Source organism: Sphingobium sp. MI1205, from assembly GCF_001563285.1.
GTDB lineage: Bacteria > Pseudomonadota > Alphaproteobacteria > Sphingomonadales > Sphingomonadaceae > Sphingobium.
This window is the reverse complement of the sequence record NZ_CP005188.1, coordinates 1,908,591-1,924,077: the sequence shown is the minus strand read 5'-3', so window position 1 is coordinate 1,924,077 and position 15,487 is coordinate 1,908,591. Positions and strand designations below refer to the sequence as shown.

Below are 15,487 nucleotides of genomic sequence, written 5' to 3'. Positions count from 1 at the left end.
GACGCCTCCTTAGGCGAGACCCAGGCCGCCGACGGCCAGGTCGATGAGCTTGATACCGATGAAGGGCGCAACAAGGCCGCCCAAGCCGTAGACCGCGAGGTTGCGCGCCAGTAGCGGCCCTGCGCTCATGGGCTTGTAGGCCACGCCCTTCAGCGCCAACGGCACCAGCAGCGGGATGATCAGCGCGTTGAAGATGATCGCCGACAGGATCGCGCTTTGCGGCGTCGCCAGGCCCATGATGTTGAGCACGCCCAGTCCTGGATAGAGCGCGACGAACATCGCGGGGATGATCGCGAAATATTTCGCCACGTCGTTGGCAACCGAGAAAGTGGTCAGCGCGCCGCGGGTCATCAGCAACTGCTTGCCGAGCCCCACCACCTCGATCAGCTTGGTCGGATCGCTGTCGAGATCGACCATATTGCCTGCCTCGCGCGCTGCCTGCGTGCCCGTGTTCATCGCCACGCCGACATCGGCCTGCGCGAGCGCAGGGGCGTCGTTGGTGCCGTCGCCGCACATCGCCACAAGGCGGCCCCCCTGCTGCTCCTTGCGGATCAGCTCGAGCTTGTCCTCGGGCGTCGCCTGGGCGAGGAAATCGTCGACGCCCGCTTCCGCAGCGATCGCAGCCGCCGTCAGCGGATTGTCGCCGGTGATCATCACTGTCCGGATGCCCATTTGCCTCAGCTCGGCGAAACGTTCGCGAATTCCCGCCTTCACCACGTCCTTCAGGGCAACGGCACCGAGGAGTTTGCCGTCTTGTGCCACCGCGAGCGGCGTCATGCCAGCGCGGGCGATCTCGTCGGTAATTCGGCGTAGTTCGGTCGCGGCGGCAGTCTCGCCGAGGCCCGGATTGGCCTTGAGTATCGAATCCACGGCTCCTTTTTGTAGCAGCGTGCGCCCTGTGTTCACGCCCGAAATTCGCGTCTGGGCGGTGAATGGGATGACTTCGGAGCCGGCCGGCAGGTCCATATCTTCCACCAAGAATTTGTCCCTTGCGAGGGATACGATAGATCGTCCCTCCGGCGTTTCATCGGCCAGACTAGCGACAAGCGCCGCTTCCGCCAGAGCACCAACCGGGACGCCGCTCACAGGACGAAACTCAGACGCCTGACGGTCACCGATGGTGATCGTGCCGGTCTTGTCGAGCAGCAGCACATCGATGTCACCGGCCGCCTCGACCGCGCGACCCGACTTGGCGAGCACGTTGAAGCGGACTAGGCGGTCCATCCCGGCGATGCCGATCGCCGACAGCAGCGCCGCGATCGTTGTCGGGATGAGCGTGATAAGCAACGCGGCGAGAATCGCGACCGGGATGCTGCCGCCGGCATAGCTGGCGAAGCCCGGGATCGTGCCGACCGCGATCAGAAAGATGATCGTCAGGCCGACGAGGAGGATGGTGAGCGCGATCTCGTTCGGCGTCTTCTGCCGCTCGGCACCCTCGACCAGCGCGATCATGCGATCGAGGAAACCCTGACCCGGATCGACGGTCACGCGGACCTTGATCTGGTCGGAGATGACCCGCGTTCCCGCAGTCACCGCCGACCGGTCGCCACCTGCTTCGCGGATGACTGGCGCGGACTCCCCAGTGATCGCGGCCTCATTGACCGAGGCGACGCCCTCGACGACCTCGCCGTCCGCGGGGATGAGATCGCCCGTCTCGACCAGCACGACGTCGCCGGCGCGAAGCTGGCTCGCCGCGACCTGCTGTGGCCGGCCGTCCTTCAGCCGTTTGGCGGTAAGTTCGGCCTTGGTTGCGCGCAGGGACGCAGCCTGCGCCTTGCCACGCCCTTCCGCCAGCGCTTCGGCGAATGTGCCGAACAGCACCGTCAGCCACAGCCAGATGACGAGTTGCAGCTTGAAGCCGATACCCAGCGTATCGCCGCCGATGACGAGAAGGATCGTCATCAGCAGCGCTACGGAAGCAGTCACGAACATCACCGGGTTACGAATCAACTCGCGAGGATTGAGTTTCTTGAAAGCTTCGGCGATCGCCGGAACGATCAACTCGGCCGTGAACATGGATTTGGCGGTTGCGCGTGCCATTTGGCGCCCCCTTAAAAAAGTTGACCGCGGATCATCGCGAGATGATCGGCGATGGGACCGAGCGCGAGGCTCGGAAGGAAGGTGAGACCGCCCAGGATCAGGATGATCCCGACCAGAAGGCCGACCCACAGCGGTCCGGTCGTCGGAAACGACCCAGCGCTTTCGGGTGTGTACTTCTTGGCTGCCAGGCTGCCCGCGATCGCCAGCATCGGCACGATCACGAAGAATCGTCCAAGCCACATCGCTATGCCGAGCAGGCTGTTGTAGAAGGGCGTGCCCGCTGTCAGACCAGCGAAAGCCGAGCCGTTGTTTCCGGTTGCCGAGCTATAGGCGTAGAGAATCTCGGAGAAGCCGTGCGGTCCCTTGTTGAGTGGACCTGCGAGTCCCGCCGGGAGCACCGCGCTGGCAGCTGTGAACCCGAGGATACATAGCGGCAGGATCGCAATCGCGAGCACCGCTAGCTTGACTTCTTTGGCCTCGATCTTCTTGCCGACATATTCGGGCGTGCGCCCCACCATGAGGCCGGCGACGAACACCGCGAGGATGGCGAACAGCAGGAAGCCGTAGATGCCCGCGCCGACGCCGCCAATCACGATCTCGCCAAGTTGTATGTTGAACAGCGGGATCATGCCGCCCAAGGCCGTGAAGCTGTCGTGCATGGCGTTGACCGCGCCGCAGGACGCGGCCGTGGTGACCACCGAGAACAAAGCGCTGGCGGCGATGCCGAAGCGGACTTCCTTCCCCTCCATGTTGCCGCCTGTCGTGCCAAGAGCGTGCAGGATCGGGTTGCCCGCGGCTTCCTGCCAATAGGTCACAGTGACGCCGGCCATGAACAGCACGAGCATCGCGGCCAGGATGACCCAGCCCTGCCGGGTGTTTCCGACCGCCTTGCCGAAGCACCAGGTCAGACCGAAGCCGATCACGAAGATCGACAGCATCTGAACAAGATTGGTCAGCGCAGTCGGGTTTTCGAACGGATGCGCGCTATTGGCGTTGAAGAAGCCGCCACCGTTGGTGCCGAGCATCTTGATCGCCTCCTGGCTCGCCACCGGCCCAAGCGCCAGCGTCTGCTTGATGCCCTCCAGCGTGCTCACATCGACTGACGCGGAGAGCGTTTGCGGAACACCCGAGGCGATCAGGAACAACGCGTAGATGAAGCAGATCGGCAGCAGCAGGTAGAGCGTCACTCGGGTGACATCCGCCCAGAAGTTGCCAAGCGACTTCATCTCCCGACGCGCGAACCCGCGAAAGAGCGCGAAGGCGAGCGCGATCCCGGTCGCCGCCGACAGGAAATTGTGGATGGTCAGGCCCAGCATCTGGCTGAGGTTCGACAGCGCCGCCTCGCCCGAATACCATTGCCAGTTGGTGTTGGTGGTAAAGCTGACGGCGGTGTTGAAGGCGCCGTCCGGTCCGACGCCATCATAGCCGAGGCCATTAAGCGGCAGCACGCCCTGCAGCCGAAGCACCGCATAGGTGAAGATCATCAGCACGAAGTTGAACAGCAGCATATGCACGGCATAGCGCCGCCAGCTCTGCTCCTCGTTCGGGTCGATGCCGGCGAGCTTGTAGAAGCCGCGCTCGACCGGGCCGAGCACGACATGTAGCGGCGTGCGCCGGCCTTCATAAAGCGCGAATAGCCACGCGCCGACCGGCTTGGTCAGCGCCAGCAATATGCCGACAAAGACAAGGATCAGGATCCAGCCCTGGAGAGTCATGATCTCGACCTCCTTTCTAGAAACGTTCGGGGCGGACGAGCACCGCCACCAGATAAAGGAGGAGACCGAGCGCGGTCAGTGCGGCGAGCCAGAGATCGAGCGTCATCGCGTCACCTCACGCTTCATCGCACAGCCGGGCATAGGCCAGCGTTGCCGCCAGCAGCCCTGCCATGACCCCAAACCAGAACAGATCCTGCATGTGTCATCTCCTTTTAGAATGCTGCTGTCAGCGAGACGAGAACCGCGCCGTCCGCTATGGAACCGGAGCCGTCCTGACCTTTACTGAAGCTGGGCTGCAGATAGAGTGTTTGGCGATGCGCAATATCCGTATCGATGTAGCTGACATTGAGCGTGAGATTATCCCATGTCGCATCCAGGCCCAGCGACCAGTCCCAATATTTGCCGGTCGGTGCCACGCTGGTCGCGTTGGGCCCGAGACCGGGGTTGCCGTCAGAATAGCCGATATGCGCCTTGGCGGTGAGTGGGGTGCGCTGGATCCCGACCGCCGCGTCTCCCCAGACGTAAAGATTGTCATCCTTGGCGCCCGGGTGATTGTAAACGCCCGCCGCAGCGTCGGTGCCGGTCAAGTACCAGGGACCGAGCGCTTCCTGCTTGGGCGCATAGGCGACGCCCGCCGCCAGGATCGTGGAGCCGGCGGTTCCGGAGAGCTTCACATACGGCTCGGCAAAGTCGGTCTTATCCGCGCCGCCCGGGTACATGTACCAGGTTAGACCGACATCCAGCGTCGCATTGTCCGCCAACGGCAACTTGTAGCCCGCGATGAGGTCCATCTCCATGTTGGCACCGCCGAACGTGCCCCATCCGGAGAGGTTGGATGCCCAGGTGCCTATATAGACGCCGCTCTTGTGCGCGATGGTCAGGCCGCCCTGGACCGCCATCTCCTTGTCGGTCTGCGACACGCCGCGGAAGCGGTAATCGGAGGTTATCGTTGCCGAGCCGCTGACGGTGGTGTCGGGAGTGGGCTTACCGGCGTCCTGTGCGAGCGCCGGAGTGGCCGGGACGAGAAACAGAAGTGCCGCCGCAGCGGCAGGTTGGCGGTACATGTCGTTATCCCCCATGAGGAGCGGCGGAGACGTTCCACGTGCGAATCGTGAGGGTGACCAAATATTGCCGGGAGGCGTTAAGTATCGAGATGGGAAGCCCGCCATCTCCATAGTATTTGCATATAGATCGACGTCACGAACTGACGGCCTCATCAGATTTCCACCTGCGAGCCAAGCTCGACGACTCGATTGGTGGGCAAACGAAAGCCCTCGACCGCTGAAAGCACCGAGATCGCCGAGGTGATGATCGCGTCGCCATAGAAGAGCACAGCGGCGAAGATGCCGAGCATGATGACGGCGGGTGTCCATCGCTGGTCCTTGGACGTGCCGGTGATAAGCGCCAGCAGCGCAAGACTCCCGTCTTCTCCATGGTTGTCCGCGCGCAGGATTATGAAGACATATTTGATCGTGACGATCAGCAGCATCGTCCAGATCATCAGCGAGAGCACGCCAAAGATATGGACCTGATCGACCGGCAACGGATGGTATCCGGCGAAGTTTTCCTTCAGCGCGTAACGCGGAGACGTCCCGTTATCACCGAACACCACGCCGAGCGCGCCGAGCGCCAGCTTCGATGTGGACTCGCTATGATGCCTCCGCGCGGCTCAATTGCGGCCGACCGCGCAGCCGCAGCTGGAAGGCATCACGGAAGATGCGCGGATGGGCCGATATGCCGATCACCACAGACACACACATCACGCCCAGCAATCCGGTCAGCAACATCCCCCCAGGTCAGCAGCAGATGCAGATAATAATGCAGGAACAGGAGGAACTCCGTCCATGTGTGCGCTTCCAGTGAATCATATCGGCCTTGCGCATCGACATAGGCCGCGCCGTGATCGGTCGTGATGACGACGCGCGGCAGGCCCTCCGTGGGAAGATGGATGAAGGCATGGTCGGTCGGCTTGCTCTGTCGCTTCGAAACGCCTTCGAGCGCCCGCTGCGCCGCTTGCGGCGATATGCTCTTCATCTCCGCTGCACGTGGCTCTTCCCAACGCTGGAGATGCTCCTGCAACACCGCCAGCGCACCGGACAGGCAAACAATATAGAGGGCAGCGCCGATCAGGACGCCAACGGCCGAATGGCCGGCGAGCGCGCGCTGGACCAGGCTGCGGCTTCCGGTCACGCCGCGAGCCATATCGTCACTCCCAAAAGCCCGCAGCCCATTGCTGCCCCTATCATCGCCACCGACCGACTCATGGTCATCTGCCAGCTTGCCAGCGCGATCCAGATGATCGGCAGGACGAAGATCCCGGTGCTCAGCGCATTGGCTTCAAGTACGCCAAGGCGCAGGAGCGCGCGTTGAAACGTCCAGGCAAACATCAGCGATGCGGCAAGATCCAGCACGGCCACAATCAGGAAGCCCCCTAGCCGACGGGCTATGTCCCCTGGATCGAAGGGGGGCGGCGCCATTATGCGTCCGGGCCGTTCCGTCGCGGGCTGCAACGGGCCGGGCGTCACTGCCCCGGACTGCGCCAGAATGATCAACGCGCCCGCCATCGATGCGCTGGCGGCCCCTCGCCCCTTCTCCCCTCGTGCGCATCACGGCTGCCGATGCGAGCATCGCCAGCCGGAGATCACCGCCCATCTTGCCCGTTGCCAGCCCAGCCGCAAGGCGAGCGGGCTGGCAACACACAGTGCGAGCGCGAGTAGAAGGGCCGTGCCCGTCATCAGAAGCGGAAGCCGAGCGTGCCGCGCATCGCCGTTGGCGCGCCATAATAGGACTGGTCCCATTGCAGGCTCGACCAATATTTGACGTTGGTCACATTGTCGACGTTGACGGCAAGCGTCACGTTCGGGGTGAGCTGGTAGCGGCCCATCAGGTCCAGCACCATATAGCCTTCCTGCTCGATGTAGCTGTTGTGGATTCTGCTCTGGAAACGGCCGGATACGCCGAGGCGCAACGCGGGAATCGCGGGCGGCGTGTAGATCGTGCTCAGCCTCAGCGTGTGGCGCGGAATGAAGATGCGCGCCGCATCGCCCTGTGCATCCTCGATATCGGCATGGGCATAGCCGCCGGAGAGCTGGAGGCCGGGCAGCACCTCGCCGGCCACGTCGATCTCCACGCCCTTGGAGGTGGCGTCCAGTCCGCGATAGGTGGTGAGGCCAAGCGTCGGATCGAAGCCGAGAGACTCCGCGACATTCTGTTGCTTTGTCTTGAAGACCGCCACGGCGGCGGTCAGCTTGCCATCGTTCCAGGCGCCCTTGACGCCGGCCTCATAGGTTTCGCCTTCCAACGGATCGAGGAGCGAGCCGTCGGCCGTACGGAAGACCTGCGGGCTGAAGATGGTGGCATAGCTGGCATAAGCGGTCAGATGGCCGCTCAGATCGAATGTGGCGCCCGCGAACGGCAGGAATCTCGTCCTGTCGAACACGTAAGGCACGCCATAGTTCTCGCCTTTGCGCCTGGCTTGGGTCACGCTGCCGCCAACCATCAACTTGAACGGATCGGCCAGCGACAGCCGTGCCAGGCCATAGGCGCTGGAAATCTTGGTCGTGAAGTCGGCGCGCACGGCATAATCGGTAAAATTGGGTTCCGGGAATGTTCCCGCGAAAGCGCTGTCGCCGGGCAACGCGATGCCGATCGTGCTCGCGTCAATCGCTTCCTTCTCGATGATACGCGATTCGCCATAGTTAACGCCCAGCACCAGCTCGTGCTCACGGCCACCGGCATTCACCTTGCCGGTAATATGGGCGTCAACTGTCGTTTCGCGCTGATTGTCGATATAGGCGCCGGGGTAGGAGACGAGCTCGGTCTGCCCCGCCACCGATCCGTAATAGACATAAAAGAGCTTGGCATCCTGATCCCGAGCGCGCCGCAGGACCGAAACCGTGCCTTTCCAACCGCCACCAAAATCGTGCGCAATGTCGGCGAACAAACTGCGATCGATCGTGTCCCAGCGTGTCCAAGGCTGCGCGGAATTGGTCGAGCGATCGTAACTGGCGGGAGCGCCATTCGCATCCAGAAACGGCAGGGCGCCCCAACTCACGCCCTTGGGATCGCTCTTCTGCCAGGAATAGCCGATGGTCGCGACCGTATCGGAGCCAATATCCGCAGCAACGGTGCCGTAAAGGGTCGTGCGCGAGATCTTGTAATAATCAAGATAGGAATTGCCGCCCTCATAGGCCCCGACGACGCGCGCGCGGATGCTGCCATTTTCCGTAAGGGGGGCATTGACGTCGACATCGCCGCGATACTGGTCGAAAGAACCGTAGCTCAGACTGGCGTAGCCGCCCAGTTCACGCATCGGCCGCTTGCGTACGAAATTGATTGCCGCCGATGGATTGCCGGTCTGAGAAAGCAGGCCCGTGGCGCCGCGGACGACTTCCACCCTGTCGAACTGGGCCGTATCGATCTGGCCGGTCTGAAGGCCATAAGCGATCGGCTGGCCGATGCCGTCGAACTGAAAATTGATGATGTCGAACCCGCGGGCATTATAATAGGTGCGATCCGTCTCCGAACTTTCGACATTCACGCCGGTTACGTTCCGAAGCACGTCGTCGACTGTATCGAGATTGAAATCCTCGATTTGCGCCCGGCTGATCACCGTCACGGACTGAGGTGTTTCACGGAGCGAGAGGCCGAAGCGCGTTGAACTATTTTGGCTCCCGATTGAATAATCATCCAGCAGGGAACCAGTGACGATGATGTCGGCATTCCTGCCCTCCGCCTCCGCCCATGCGGCGGTGGGATGGAGTGTCACCACCGTCGCAACCGCGCACAAAGAGACACTTCGAGTCCGCAAAACGGTCTTGCTTCCGGCACGCTTGGACATCACGTTAACACCCCAATAATTGATAATCGATCGCAATAGCAAATTGCGCATAGTCGGGGTTGCGCTGTTGTCAATCTTTAGATGGGCTTGATTGTCCTCTCACGATTGGATTGGGCCATTCTCTAGAGGCTGTTATGGACTTGTGGTCTGAATGGATTCAAAGCCTTGGATGGAGTTCCATCGCAAGCCTTATCCATCTGACGTATCCGACGAGGAATGGTCGCTGATCGTGCCGTATCTGACGTTGCAACGGGAGGATGCGGGGCAGCGGGAACACAGTCTTCAGGAGGTATGACCTGCCGTCATGGGCGGCGGTGTATCAGCAGACGCAGCGCTGGCTAGGCGGTGTGGGCGAATTTGGGGTTGAAGAGGTTTTCCGATTCCCAAGATGAATCTGTTCTGATTCATAGGCTCTGCCTGTCATGGAGGTTGGAAGCGTTGTCGACGAAGATGAGCGAGGAAGATTGGGGGAATGCGCTGTTGGTGTTCCGGGCGTCCCTGCCACGCCGGGGGCGCAAGGCGGCGGACGACCGGCGCTTTCTAGAGGCACTGCATTTCTTCACAGTGGAGAACGTGCGCTGGCGTGCGCTCCCAAGGAGTACGGTCATTGGAACAGCGTGCGGAAGCGGTTCGACCGTTTGAGCAAGGCCGGCGTGTTCGAGGCCTTCTTGGACACGCTAGGGGGGATGAGCCCATCGGCGCATCTGATCCAAATGTTCGATTCCACGATCGTGCGCGCCCATGTGTCAGCAGCGGGCGAAAAAGGGGGCAAAGCGGGCAAAGCGGGCAAAGCGGGCAAAGCGGGCAAGCCGTTGGCCGTTCGCGCGGCGGATTCACAACCAAAATTCCACGCAAAGGCGGACGGCTGCGGAGACCTGATCGCTTTCGACCTGACCGTCGGTGAAGCGTCGGACTGCACGCACTTGGAGACCCTGCTCGACATCGGGTCGGATATATCCCCTCGCGCTGCCATTGCCGACAAGGGCTATTCCAGCAAGGCCAACCGCGCCACCGCAAGCAAGGGCGCGGGGCATCGCCCCGGTCATCCCGCACAAGGCCAATGAAAAGAACAAACCCGCCTTTTCCGCCACGACGCTATACAAGGCGCGAGGGCGTGTCGAGCAAGGCTTCGGCCGCCTCAAACGCTTCAAACACGTCGCCCCCAGGTGCAGGAAGGGGGCGGCAGCCGCCAGCGATGGCGCGGACAGGCCGACAAAGGCGCAGGGCTGTTCCGCCTTGCTATTATTGCTATCGCCGCCCGACTTATTGCTCGACGCGGGATATGGTGATGACCATTGTCGTCGGACCCATGCGAGCGGTAGCTGCGAGTAGTTGCGAACGAGTTCGCCCATCACCCATTTCATTCCGCGAAGGAAGAACTCCGCGTCCATGTGGTGAGGGCTTACCTCGGCAGATACATGTCCGATCGCGCGATTGTTCCGCAGTTCATAAAACGCAGTCAGCACCTTCGGCATGCAAAGCGATCTGCCTTTCGTGCCGTTATGCTGTTCCAGCTTCTGACATGCCTGCTGGAAGTTGCTTGGCTTAGATGGCGTGCTTGCATACCCTGCCGATCAGCGATCAGGTCGCCCAGGTGCTCAACGCGATTTCCGCTGGCGCGGTCGCGCCTGATGTGGGGCGGCTCATTATCGACAGCATCAAATCGCTCTCCGATGTGCGGGCGACCGAGGAACTGGCCGCGCGCATCGAGGTTCTTGAGGAGGCGAACGGTGCCCGAGGGTAAAATGGAATTATTTGCACTTCGCTGCAAAAAAGGCCGAGTGCGACCGGCCTTCGCACAGATTGATGCATACCACGACGGAGGCCAGCCATGACGACGATAACCACAGTCAGGAACAAGGTCGTCACGGACGAGCCGGAAGCCGATGACGTGATGGTCTATGTTGGCTGGACGGGTCCAAGCGATACGCCCGGCGTCCTGCGCTCGTTCGCTACGCGCTATATGCCGATCAGCGAGTATCAGGCAGCGGTGGATTGGGCAGTCGGGATGGCGGACCAGATGGCGCACCCGCTCTATGTCGTGCCGCTCAGCCACAACGACATTTTCCGCACCGGGCGCTGGACACCGTTCCGGGACTTCATTGCTGGCATGAACGATCAGGAGGGGGGCGAACTGCGCCGTATCGTGGTCACCACGGCAGCAGAGGTCATGCGCGACTGCGAAGACGCGGAAATCCGCGCCGACATGTTTGATGTTCTGCGCCAACTGAAGGTGACTTATGAAAGCTGACGAACCCGGTTCCGCCCCAAAGGCGGAGAAGTATGGAATGCCCATCGAACATGCTCCCCGCATCATCGACCGCCATTTCGGTGTGGTGGACGAGGAAGCTGCTCTCGCTGGCGCGCAACTCCTGCACCAGATCAAACAGAGCAGAGCGTTGCGCGCGGCGGAAGACCGAGCGAGGCCGCTGGCCGCACCCCCGCCAGTGACGCCTGCGCAACCTCTCGCTGGGGCGCTGCCGGAGGCGCAGGACTGGCGCGCGAAGCTCGGTCTGAGCTGACCACATGAGTCTCCGGGCACTCCAACGCCGCGTGAAACGGATACCCTTGACCTCGCCGAGCAGCTTGCCGGTTTGCAGAGCCATGACGTAATTTGCTCTGGGACCCCAGTGGGACCCCGCGACGGATCACCGCCATGCACTTACATCTAAGTCATTGAAAAGTGGTGGACGCACTAGGGCTCGAACCTAGGACCCGCTGATTAAGAGAAATTGGATTCAACGTCTCACCGCGAAATTTCATAGTACATCGCGTCACCATGTTACAGGAAATTCCCTTATGTTTCCTTGTATTAATGGTAAAATTGCGTCATCCTCCCGAACATGGAGGTGTGTGGCATCCCTTCCAATTTGTAGCGCAATTTGTAGCGCAAAATCGAGGCTGACATGGCAACGAAGAAATTTTCTGATCCTTGGATTCGCGGCCTGAAGGCCGCCCCAGAAGGGGGACGGGACGAGTGGCACGACGAGGCCGAAACAGGACTATTAGTTACGATCAATCCCAAGCGTCGGGTGACATTCTGGCTCTATGCGCGATACCCGAAAGGAGATGGGACGTGCGGAGCTCCTAGTCGCAGAGTGCTAGGAGATTTTTGTCCTGCGGACGCCAAGGATCGCATCTACATTGTCAAGAAGGGTGTGCCCGCCCTTGCCTTGGACGAAGCGCGGCAGAAGGCCCGAGAATGGAAGGCCGCGATTGCGGATGGCATTGACCCTAGTCGACCTGCTCAGCCGGTAGATGAAGAGCCGCAGGCGGTATTGGAGACGATTGCGACGGTTTTTGTCGAGTTTTTCAAGCGCCATGTTATGAAAGAGGGTCAGAAGGACGGCCGTGGTAGACCTCTGGCTCCGCTGCGTTCTGCAAAGGAGATCAAGCGGATTTTCGATCACTATATCTTGGAAGACCTAACCGGCAATGAGCGGTGGCGAAATCGTCCGATCGCTTCAATCACGCGCCGCGATGTAACCGAGTTACTCGATACAATTCAGGATAACAATGGAGCTACTCAAGCGGATGCCGTGCTCGCACAGCTCAGCTCCATGTTCAACTGGTACGCGGCGCGGGGAGACGATTTCGTGTCTCCAATTGTGCGGGGAATGAAGCGAACTAAATCTTCCGAGCGCAAACGCAAGCGTATTCTGAGTGACGAGGAAATCCGCATATTCTGGCAGGCTTGCGGGACGCAGGAGGTATTCGGTGTTTTCTGCCAGCTATTGTTGCTGACTCTTCAGAGGCGCGAAAAACTGCGGTTGATGCACCGGGACTATGTTACGTCCGATGGACTGTGGACGATCCCGACGGAAGATCGAGAGAAGGGTAATGCCGAGTATGTTCGGCTATCTCCCATGGCGATGCAGATCGTTAAGAAGCAGCCTACGACGCCGACCCGACCATTTGTTTTCCAGGGACGCTTGGCTGGTCCGATCAACGGCTTCACTGACGCCAAGGCGGAACTGGATGCCAAGATGGAGGAAATCGCCGGTCACCCTATCCCACACTGGGTCCTGCACGATCTGCGCCGGACCGGAAAGACGCTGATGATACGAGCAGGCGTCTCGCCGCATGTCTCTGAGCGAGTGCTTGGGCATGTCATTCCAGGCGTAGAAGGTGTCTATGATCAGCACGACTACCTCGCTGAAAAGACGGAAGCCCTTCGTCAGCTTGCGTCATTGGTGGCGCGGATACTCAATCCGAAGGACAACGTCGTTCCGATGAAGGCTCGCAGCCGGTCTCGATCGAACAGTCAAATGGAGCAAAAGGCAGAAGCAGAAAGAACTGCTATAAACTAGCTTTACCTACGGATGTGGAACTGGGCCTTCGGGGTAAAGCAGGGGAAGCAAGCCCTTGATTTGCGGTATGCCAATTGCCCCTGATTACCCTTCGTTTCCCTAAATGTGCCACGGAAATGCTGCTGGGCGGGCTCACGCTTCTCGTCCGTCGGGCACAGGACCGCGCGCTAGTTTGTCGACTTTGGCTTTCCGTTGGCGCGGTTCAGCTCGATGAGAAGCCAATCCCGAAACTTGCCCATATAGCCGCCTGCATCGGCAGCGATCTGCGCCAGCAGTTCATCGCTCAACTCATCTTGTTTGAGATCGAGATCACGCAGCGCACGTTTCACCATGTGGCTTTGGAAAACGAAAATCGCATTGCGCAAATATCCACGCACGATTTTTTCGATCTTTCTATCATCTCCTTTGGCGGCATGGATGAGCTTTTCTATGGCCAGAACGGTGGGATCGGGCTCAGCCATCGTCTGACGCATTTCCGGTGTAAGCTGCATCTCCTCGTCGTGCATGGATCAGTCCGGCTCTATTGCTTAAGGCATAACGACATGGTCGCATGGGCGACGCAGGCGGGCAAGGCATCAGTTGCGATGCTTTGCCAAGAAAACCAGCCGCATACGATTGGGCATCCCGCCATAGAGAAGGCGACGCGGCTGCCGGACGGGTATTGCCATGGTTTTGCGGTGTAGCGCGAGATGTTCTCCTGCATCGTTAAAGGGGCAGAGGACGTAGGAATATTCGTTTATGTTAACCAATTCGGCACCGAAATTCCCCTCCGAAAGGCACCTTGCCGGACGGATGAATTCGAGCATCATGCTCATTGGACTATTTTGTTCAGAATAGCCGGGGGGCAACCAGACGTTGGGGCATCGGCACGGTTCGCCCGATGCACCCGAATGGGATGGAGAGCGAATGCCCATGCGACAGGAAGCCCGAATTGAACCCATGCTGGACGACACAGGCCGTCCGGCTGTTTTTGCACCTCTTTGCAGGTCGATCATCAGCGCAAGAGCGGAGTCGGCCACCATGTTCGGCTCTTTATGCTCCGATCCAGGATGCGAAATGCTGCTCGATCTTTACTGGCGCGACAGCCAGGGATTGAAGACTTCTCTCACCAGCTTCTGCCTCGCGTCGAAAGCGTCGGAGATGACCGGTCGGCGATGCCTTGCCGAGATGGAGGCGCAACGCATCGTCGAGCGCTTCCCTGATCCCTTCGACAAACGCCGCATATATGTTCGGCTGACGGCGACTGGGCGGGATAAGATGGATGCCTGCTTCCAGACCTTGCTGTCCGGATATGCGCAAACCTGTCACGACTGCGCCCGCAAATGCGGAGACGCTCCAGACGGGGCCCGGCAGGAAGTCCCGTTCTGCATCGCGATTGACGGTGTCCGCCAGTTTCGGCGTTAGAAGCTCGGAGCCGATATCGGTAGTCGATCAATAGGCCGACGTAGCGTTCAGTGCTATGCCGGTGAAACGGGCACGCGCTACCCGTTGATACGACCTGCGATCATACTGACAGCGGGCGTCGGCCGCGGCCTGAAGAGAAGGAGGAGTGGGGCGAGGGAGTTTTCCCTATGCTGGAGTTCCTCCCATGGCCCTGTCGCGCACGAGCGCCGATCCGCGCCTGCATGCCGCTGCCGCCAATATCGTCAAATCACTCGGTGGAACATGGAAGCCATCGGGCGCGATGTGCCGTTGCCCTGCGCACGACGACCATCGCCCCAGCCTGTCGGTCCGGGTCGGCGAGCATAGCATATTGTTCAAGTGCTTTGCCGGCTGTTCCACGATTGATGTCATCCGCGCGCTGCGCAGCGACAGGCGGCCTATCCCGACGGCCGACGCTGAAGCGGAATTCGCACGCGCGGATGGCAGCGAGCGACGGTTGGCCGGCCGGATCCGTTCGCTCTGGAAGGAAGCGCGTGCCGTTACCGATACGCCGGCGGGCGTCTATATGGCGACGCGTGGTTTCAACGAGCCGCATCCGGCGCTGCGCTACCATGATCATGTGCCGCTCGGCCGGGGCGCCGACGTCCGTTTCCGTCCGGCGCTGCTCGCCGCCGTTGAAGCCGACACCGGCGTCATAGCACTCGAACGGCTGTTCCTCGACCCCCGGACCGGATTGCCGGCCACTGATCTCGATCCGCCCAAACTGATGCTGGGTCGCCCGCACGGTGGCACCGTCCGTTTCGGGGCCGCCACCGATGTGCTGGGGCTGGCCGAGGGCTGGGAGACCGCCTGGTCCGCTCATTTGCTGCTCGGCATCCCCGTCTGGGCCGCGCTTGGTGCTGACCGCTTCCCCCTGGTCACTGTGCCTGAGCGGGTTGAACGCCTCTTCCTCCTTCACGACAACGACCTTTCCGGTCGGCGCGGCGCGGCACGGGCGAAACAGGCGCATGCGCGAGACGGCCGGTCGATCGAGCCGCTGCCTCCACCGCCGGGCTTCAATGACTGGAACGACCTCTACCGGGCGAGGGGAAGGGGGAGGGGGAGGGAGATGGTTGCGGAATGCAGGCTGATGATCGGCCGCGTCCCGCACATTCCGACACGCGCAGCGGCATGGGCGTCCAGCCAACCCTGAACGCGAG

General features: G+C 61.0%; 16 protein-coding genes and 2 pseudogenes. 8 read left to right on the top strand and 10 right to left on the bottom strand.

What is annotated here, in order from left to right; all coding sequences use genetic code 11:
- Positions 1-9 precede the first annotated feature (9 nt).
- The 8 genes and pseudogenes from kdpB to K663_RS09185 form a co-directional block, all read right to left on the bottom strand.
- Positions 10-2,040 (bottom strand): potassium-transporting ATPase subunit KdpB, encoded by a 2,031-nt coding sequence (kdpB, locus tag K663_RS09220; protein ID WP_062116472.1) that lies wholly within the window; start codon positions 2,038-2,040, stop codon positions 10-12.
- Positions 2,041-2,051: 11 nt separating this feature from the next.
- Positions 2,052-3,755, bottom strand: a complete 1,704-nt coding sequence (kdpA, locus tag K663_RS09215; protein ID WP_062116469.1) for a potassium-transporting ATPase subunit KdpA — start codon at positions 3,753-3,755, stop codon at positions 2,052-2,054.
- Between the two features lie 16 nt (positions 3,756-3,771).
- The gene (gene kdpF, locus K663_RS09210; protein WP_062116465.1) at positions 3,772-3,861 is read right to left on the bottom strand and encodes a K(+)-transporting ATPase subunit F; all 90 of its coding nucleotides are present in this window, start codon (positions 3,859-3,861) and stop codon (positions 3,772-3,774) included.
- Positions 3,862-3,967: 106 nt separating this feature from the next.
- Positions 3,968-4,819: a TorF family putative porin gene (locus tag K663_RS09205; RefSeq protein ID WP_062120594.1), complete on the bottom strand. Its 852-nt coding sequence runs from the start codon at positions 4,817-4,819 to the stop codon at positions 3,968-3,970.
- Positions 4,820-5,025: 206 nt separating this feature from the next.
- Positions 5,026-5,388 (bottom strand): annotated as a pseudogene (locus tag K663_RS09200) (KUP/HAK/KT family potassium transporter); the annotation flags it as partial.
- 74 nt (positions 5,389-5,462) lie between these two features.
- Complete coding sequence (locus tag K663_RS09195) at positions 5,463-5,957, bottom strand: PepSY domain-containing protein (RefSeq protein ID WP_062116459.1); 495 nt, start codon at positions 5,955-5,957, stop codon at positions 5,463-5,465.
- Complete coding sequence (locus K663_RS23860; protein ID WP_145902255.1) at positions 5,942-6,172, bottom strand: hypothetical protein; 231 nt, start codon at positions 6,170-6,172, stop codon at positions 5,942-5,944. Before K663_RS23860 ends, K663_RS09195 begins: the two co-directional genes overlap by 16 nt.
- Before the next feature lie 317 nt (positions 6,173-6,489).
- Positions 6,490-8,523 carry a TonB-dependent siderophore receptor gene (locus K663_RS09185; protein WP_158511168.1) on the bottom strand — a complete coding sequence of 678 codons (2,034 nt, stop codon included), beginning with the start codon at positions 8,521-8,523 and terminating at the stop codon, positions 6,490-6,492.
- A 241-nt stretch (positions 8,524-8,764) separates the two neighbouring features.
- Here K663_RS09185 and K663_RS23265 point away from each other — a divergent pair.
- The 6 genes and pseudogenes from K663_RS23265 to K663_RS09160 all read left to right on the top strand — a co-directional run.
- A pseudogene (locus tag K663_RS23265) lies at positions 8,765-8,936 on the top strand (transposase); the annotation flags it as partial.
- A gap of 81 nt (positions 8,937-9,017) precedes the next feature.
- Positions 9,018-9,659, top strand: a complete 642-nt coding sequence (locus K663_RS24865; RefSeq protein ID WP_145902254.1) for a transposase — start codon at positions 9,018-9,020, stop codon at positions 9,657-9,659.
- A gap of 485 nt (positions 9,660-10,144) precedes the next feature.
- The gene (locus K663_RS09175; protein WP_145902253.1) at positions 10,145-10,339 is read left to right on the top strand and encodes a hypothetical protein; all 195 of its coding nucleotides are present in this window, start codon (positions 10,145-10,147) and stop codon (positions 10,337-10,339) included.
- A gap of 87 nt (positions 10,340-10,426) precedes the next feature.
- A complete protein-coding gene (locus K663_RS09170; RefSeq protein WP_062116448.1) occupies positions 10,427-10,846 on the top strand; it encodes a hypothetical protein in 420 nt (139 codons plus the stop codon).
- A gap of 37 nt (positions 10,847-10,883) precedes the next feature.
- Entirely contained in the window at positions 10,884-11,117 is a 234-nt protein-coding gene (locus K663_RS09165) for a hypothetical protein (protein WP_145902252.1), read from the top strand.
- A gap of 384 nt (positions 11,118-11,501) precedes the next feature.
- Positions 11,502-12,905, top strand: coding sequence for a tyrosine-type recombinase/integrase (locus tag K663_RS09160; protein WP_013846918.1), 1,404 nt, complete (start codon positions 11,502-11,504; stop codon positions 12,903-12,905).
- 167 nt (positions 12,906-13,072) lie between these two features.
- On the opposite strand, the gene K663_RS09155 is transcribed toward K663_RS09160, so the two are convergent.
- Both K663_RS09155 and K663_RS23855 read right to left on the bottom strand, forming a co-directional pair.
- Positions 13,073-13,411, bottom strand: coding sequence for a hypothetical protein (locus tag K663_RS09155; protein WP_013846917.1), 339 nt, complete (start codon positions 13,409-13,411; stop codon positions 13,073-13,075).
- Positions 13,412-13,480: 69 nt separating this feature from the next.
- The gene (locus K663_RS23855) at positions 13,481-13,927 is read right to left on the bottom strand and encodes a hypothetical protein (protein ID WP_126516758.1); all 447 of its coding nucleotides are present in this window, start codon (positions 13,925-13,927) and stop codon (positions 13,481-13,483) included.
- Positions 13,928-13,961: 34 nt separating this feature from the next.
- On the opposite strand from K663_RS23855, the gene K663_RS09145 reads away from it, so the two are divergent.
- Entirely contained in the window at positions 13,962-14,309 is a 348-nt protein-coding gene (locus tag K663_RS09145; protein ID WP_030540648.1) for a hypothetical protein, read from the top strand.
- 184 nt (positions 14,310-14,493) lie between these two features.
- Positions 14,494-15,480, top strand: coding sequence for a DUF7146 domain-containing protein (locus K663_RS09140; protein WP_013846915.1), 987 nt, complete (start codon positions 14,494-14,496; stop codon positions 15,478-15,480).
- The last annotated feature ends 7 nt before the right edge of the window (positions 15,481-15,487 follow it).

Coding starts and splice junctions, on each gene's coding strand:
- K663_RS09195 (WP_062116459.1), bottom strand. CDS start 5,957: ATGGCTCGCGGCGTGACCGGAAGCCGCAGCCTGGTCCAGCGCGCGCTC.
- K663_RS09170 (WP_062116448.1), top strand. CDS start 10,427: ATGACGACGATAACCACAGTCAGGAACAAGGTCGTCACGGACGAGCCG.
- K663_RS09145 (WP_030540648.1), top strand. CDS start 13,962: ATGCTGCTCGATCTTTACTGGCGCGACAGCCAGGGATTGAAGACTTCT.
- K663_RS24865 (WP_145902254.1), top strand. CDS start 9,018: ATGGAGGTTGGAAGCGTTGTCGACGAAGATGAGCGAGGAAGATTGGGG.
- K663_RS09160 (WP_013846918.1), top strand. CDS start 11,502: ATGGCAACGAAGAAATTTTCTGATCCTTGGATTCGCGGCCTGAAGGCC.
- K663_RS09205 (WP_062120594.1), bottom strand. CDS start 4,819: ATGTACCGCCAACCTGCCGCTGCGGCGGCACTTCTGTTTCTCGTCCCG.
- K663_RS23855 (WP_126516758.1), bottom strand. CDS start 13,927: ATGGTGGCCGACTCCGCTCTTGCGCTGATGATCGACCTGCAAAGAGGT.
- K663_RS09165 (WP_145902252.1), top strand. CDS start 10,884: ATGCCCATCGAACATGCTCCCCGCATCATCGACCGCCATTTCGGTGTG.
- kdpF (WP_062116465.1), bottom strand. CDS start 3,861: ATGACGCTCGATCTCTGGCTCGCCGCACTGACCGCGCTCGGTCTCCTC.
- K663_RS09175 (WP_145902253.1), top strand. CDS start 10,145: ATGGCGTGCTTGCATACCCTGCCGATCAGCGATCAGGTCGCCCAGGTG.
- K663_RS09140 (WP_013846915.1), top strand. CDS start 14,494: ATGGCCCTGTCGCGCACGAGCGCCGATCCGCGCCTGCATGCCGCTGCC.
- K663_RS09155 (WP_013846917.1), bottom strand. CDS start 13,411: ATGCACGACGAGGAGATGCAGCTTACACCGGAAATGCGTCAGACGATG.
- kdpA (WP_062116469.1), bottom strand. CDS start 3,755: ATGACTCTCCAGGGCTGGATCCTGATCCTTGTCTTTGTCGGCATATTG.
- kdpB (WP_062116472.1), bottom strand. CDS start 2,040: ATGGCACGCGCAACCGCCAAATCCATGTTCACGGCCGAGTTGATCGTT.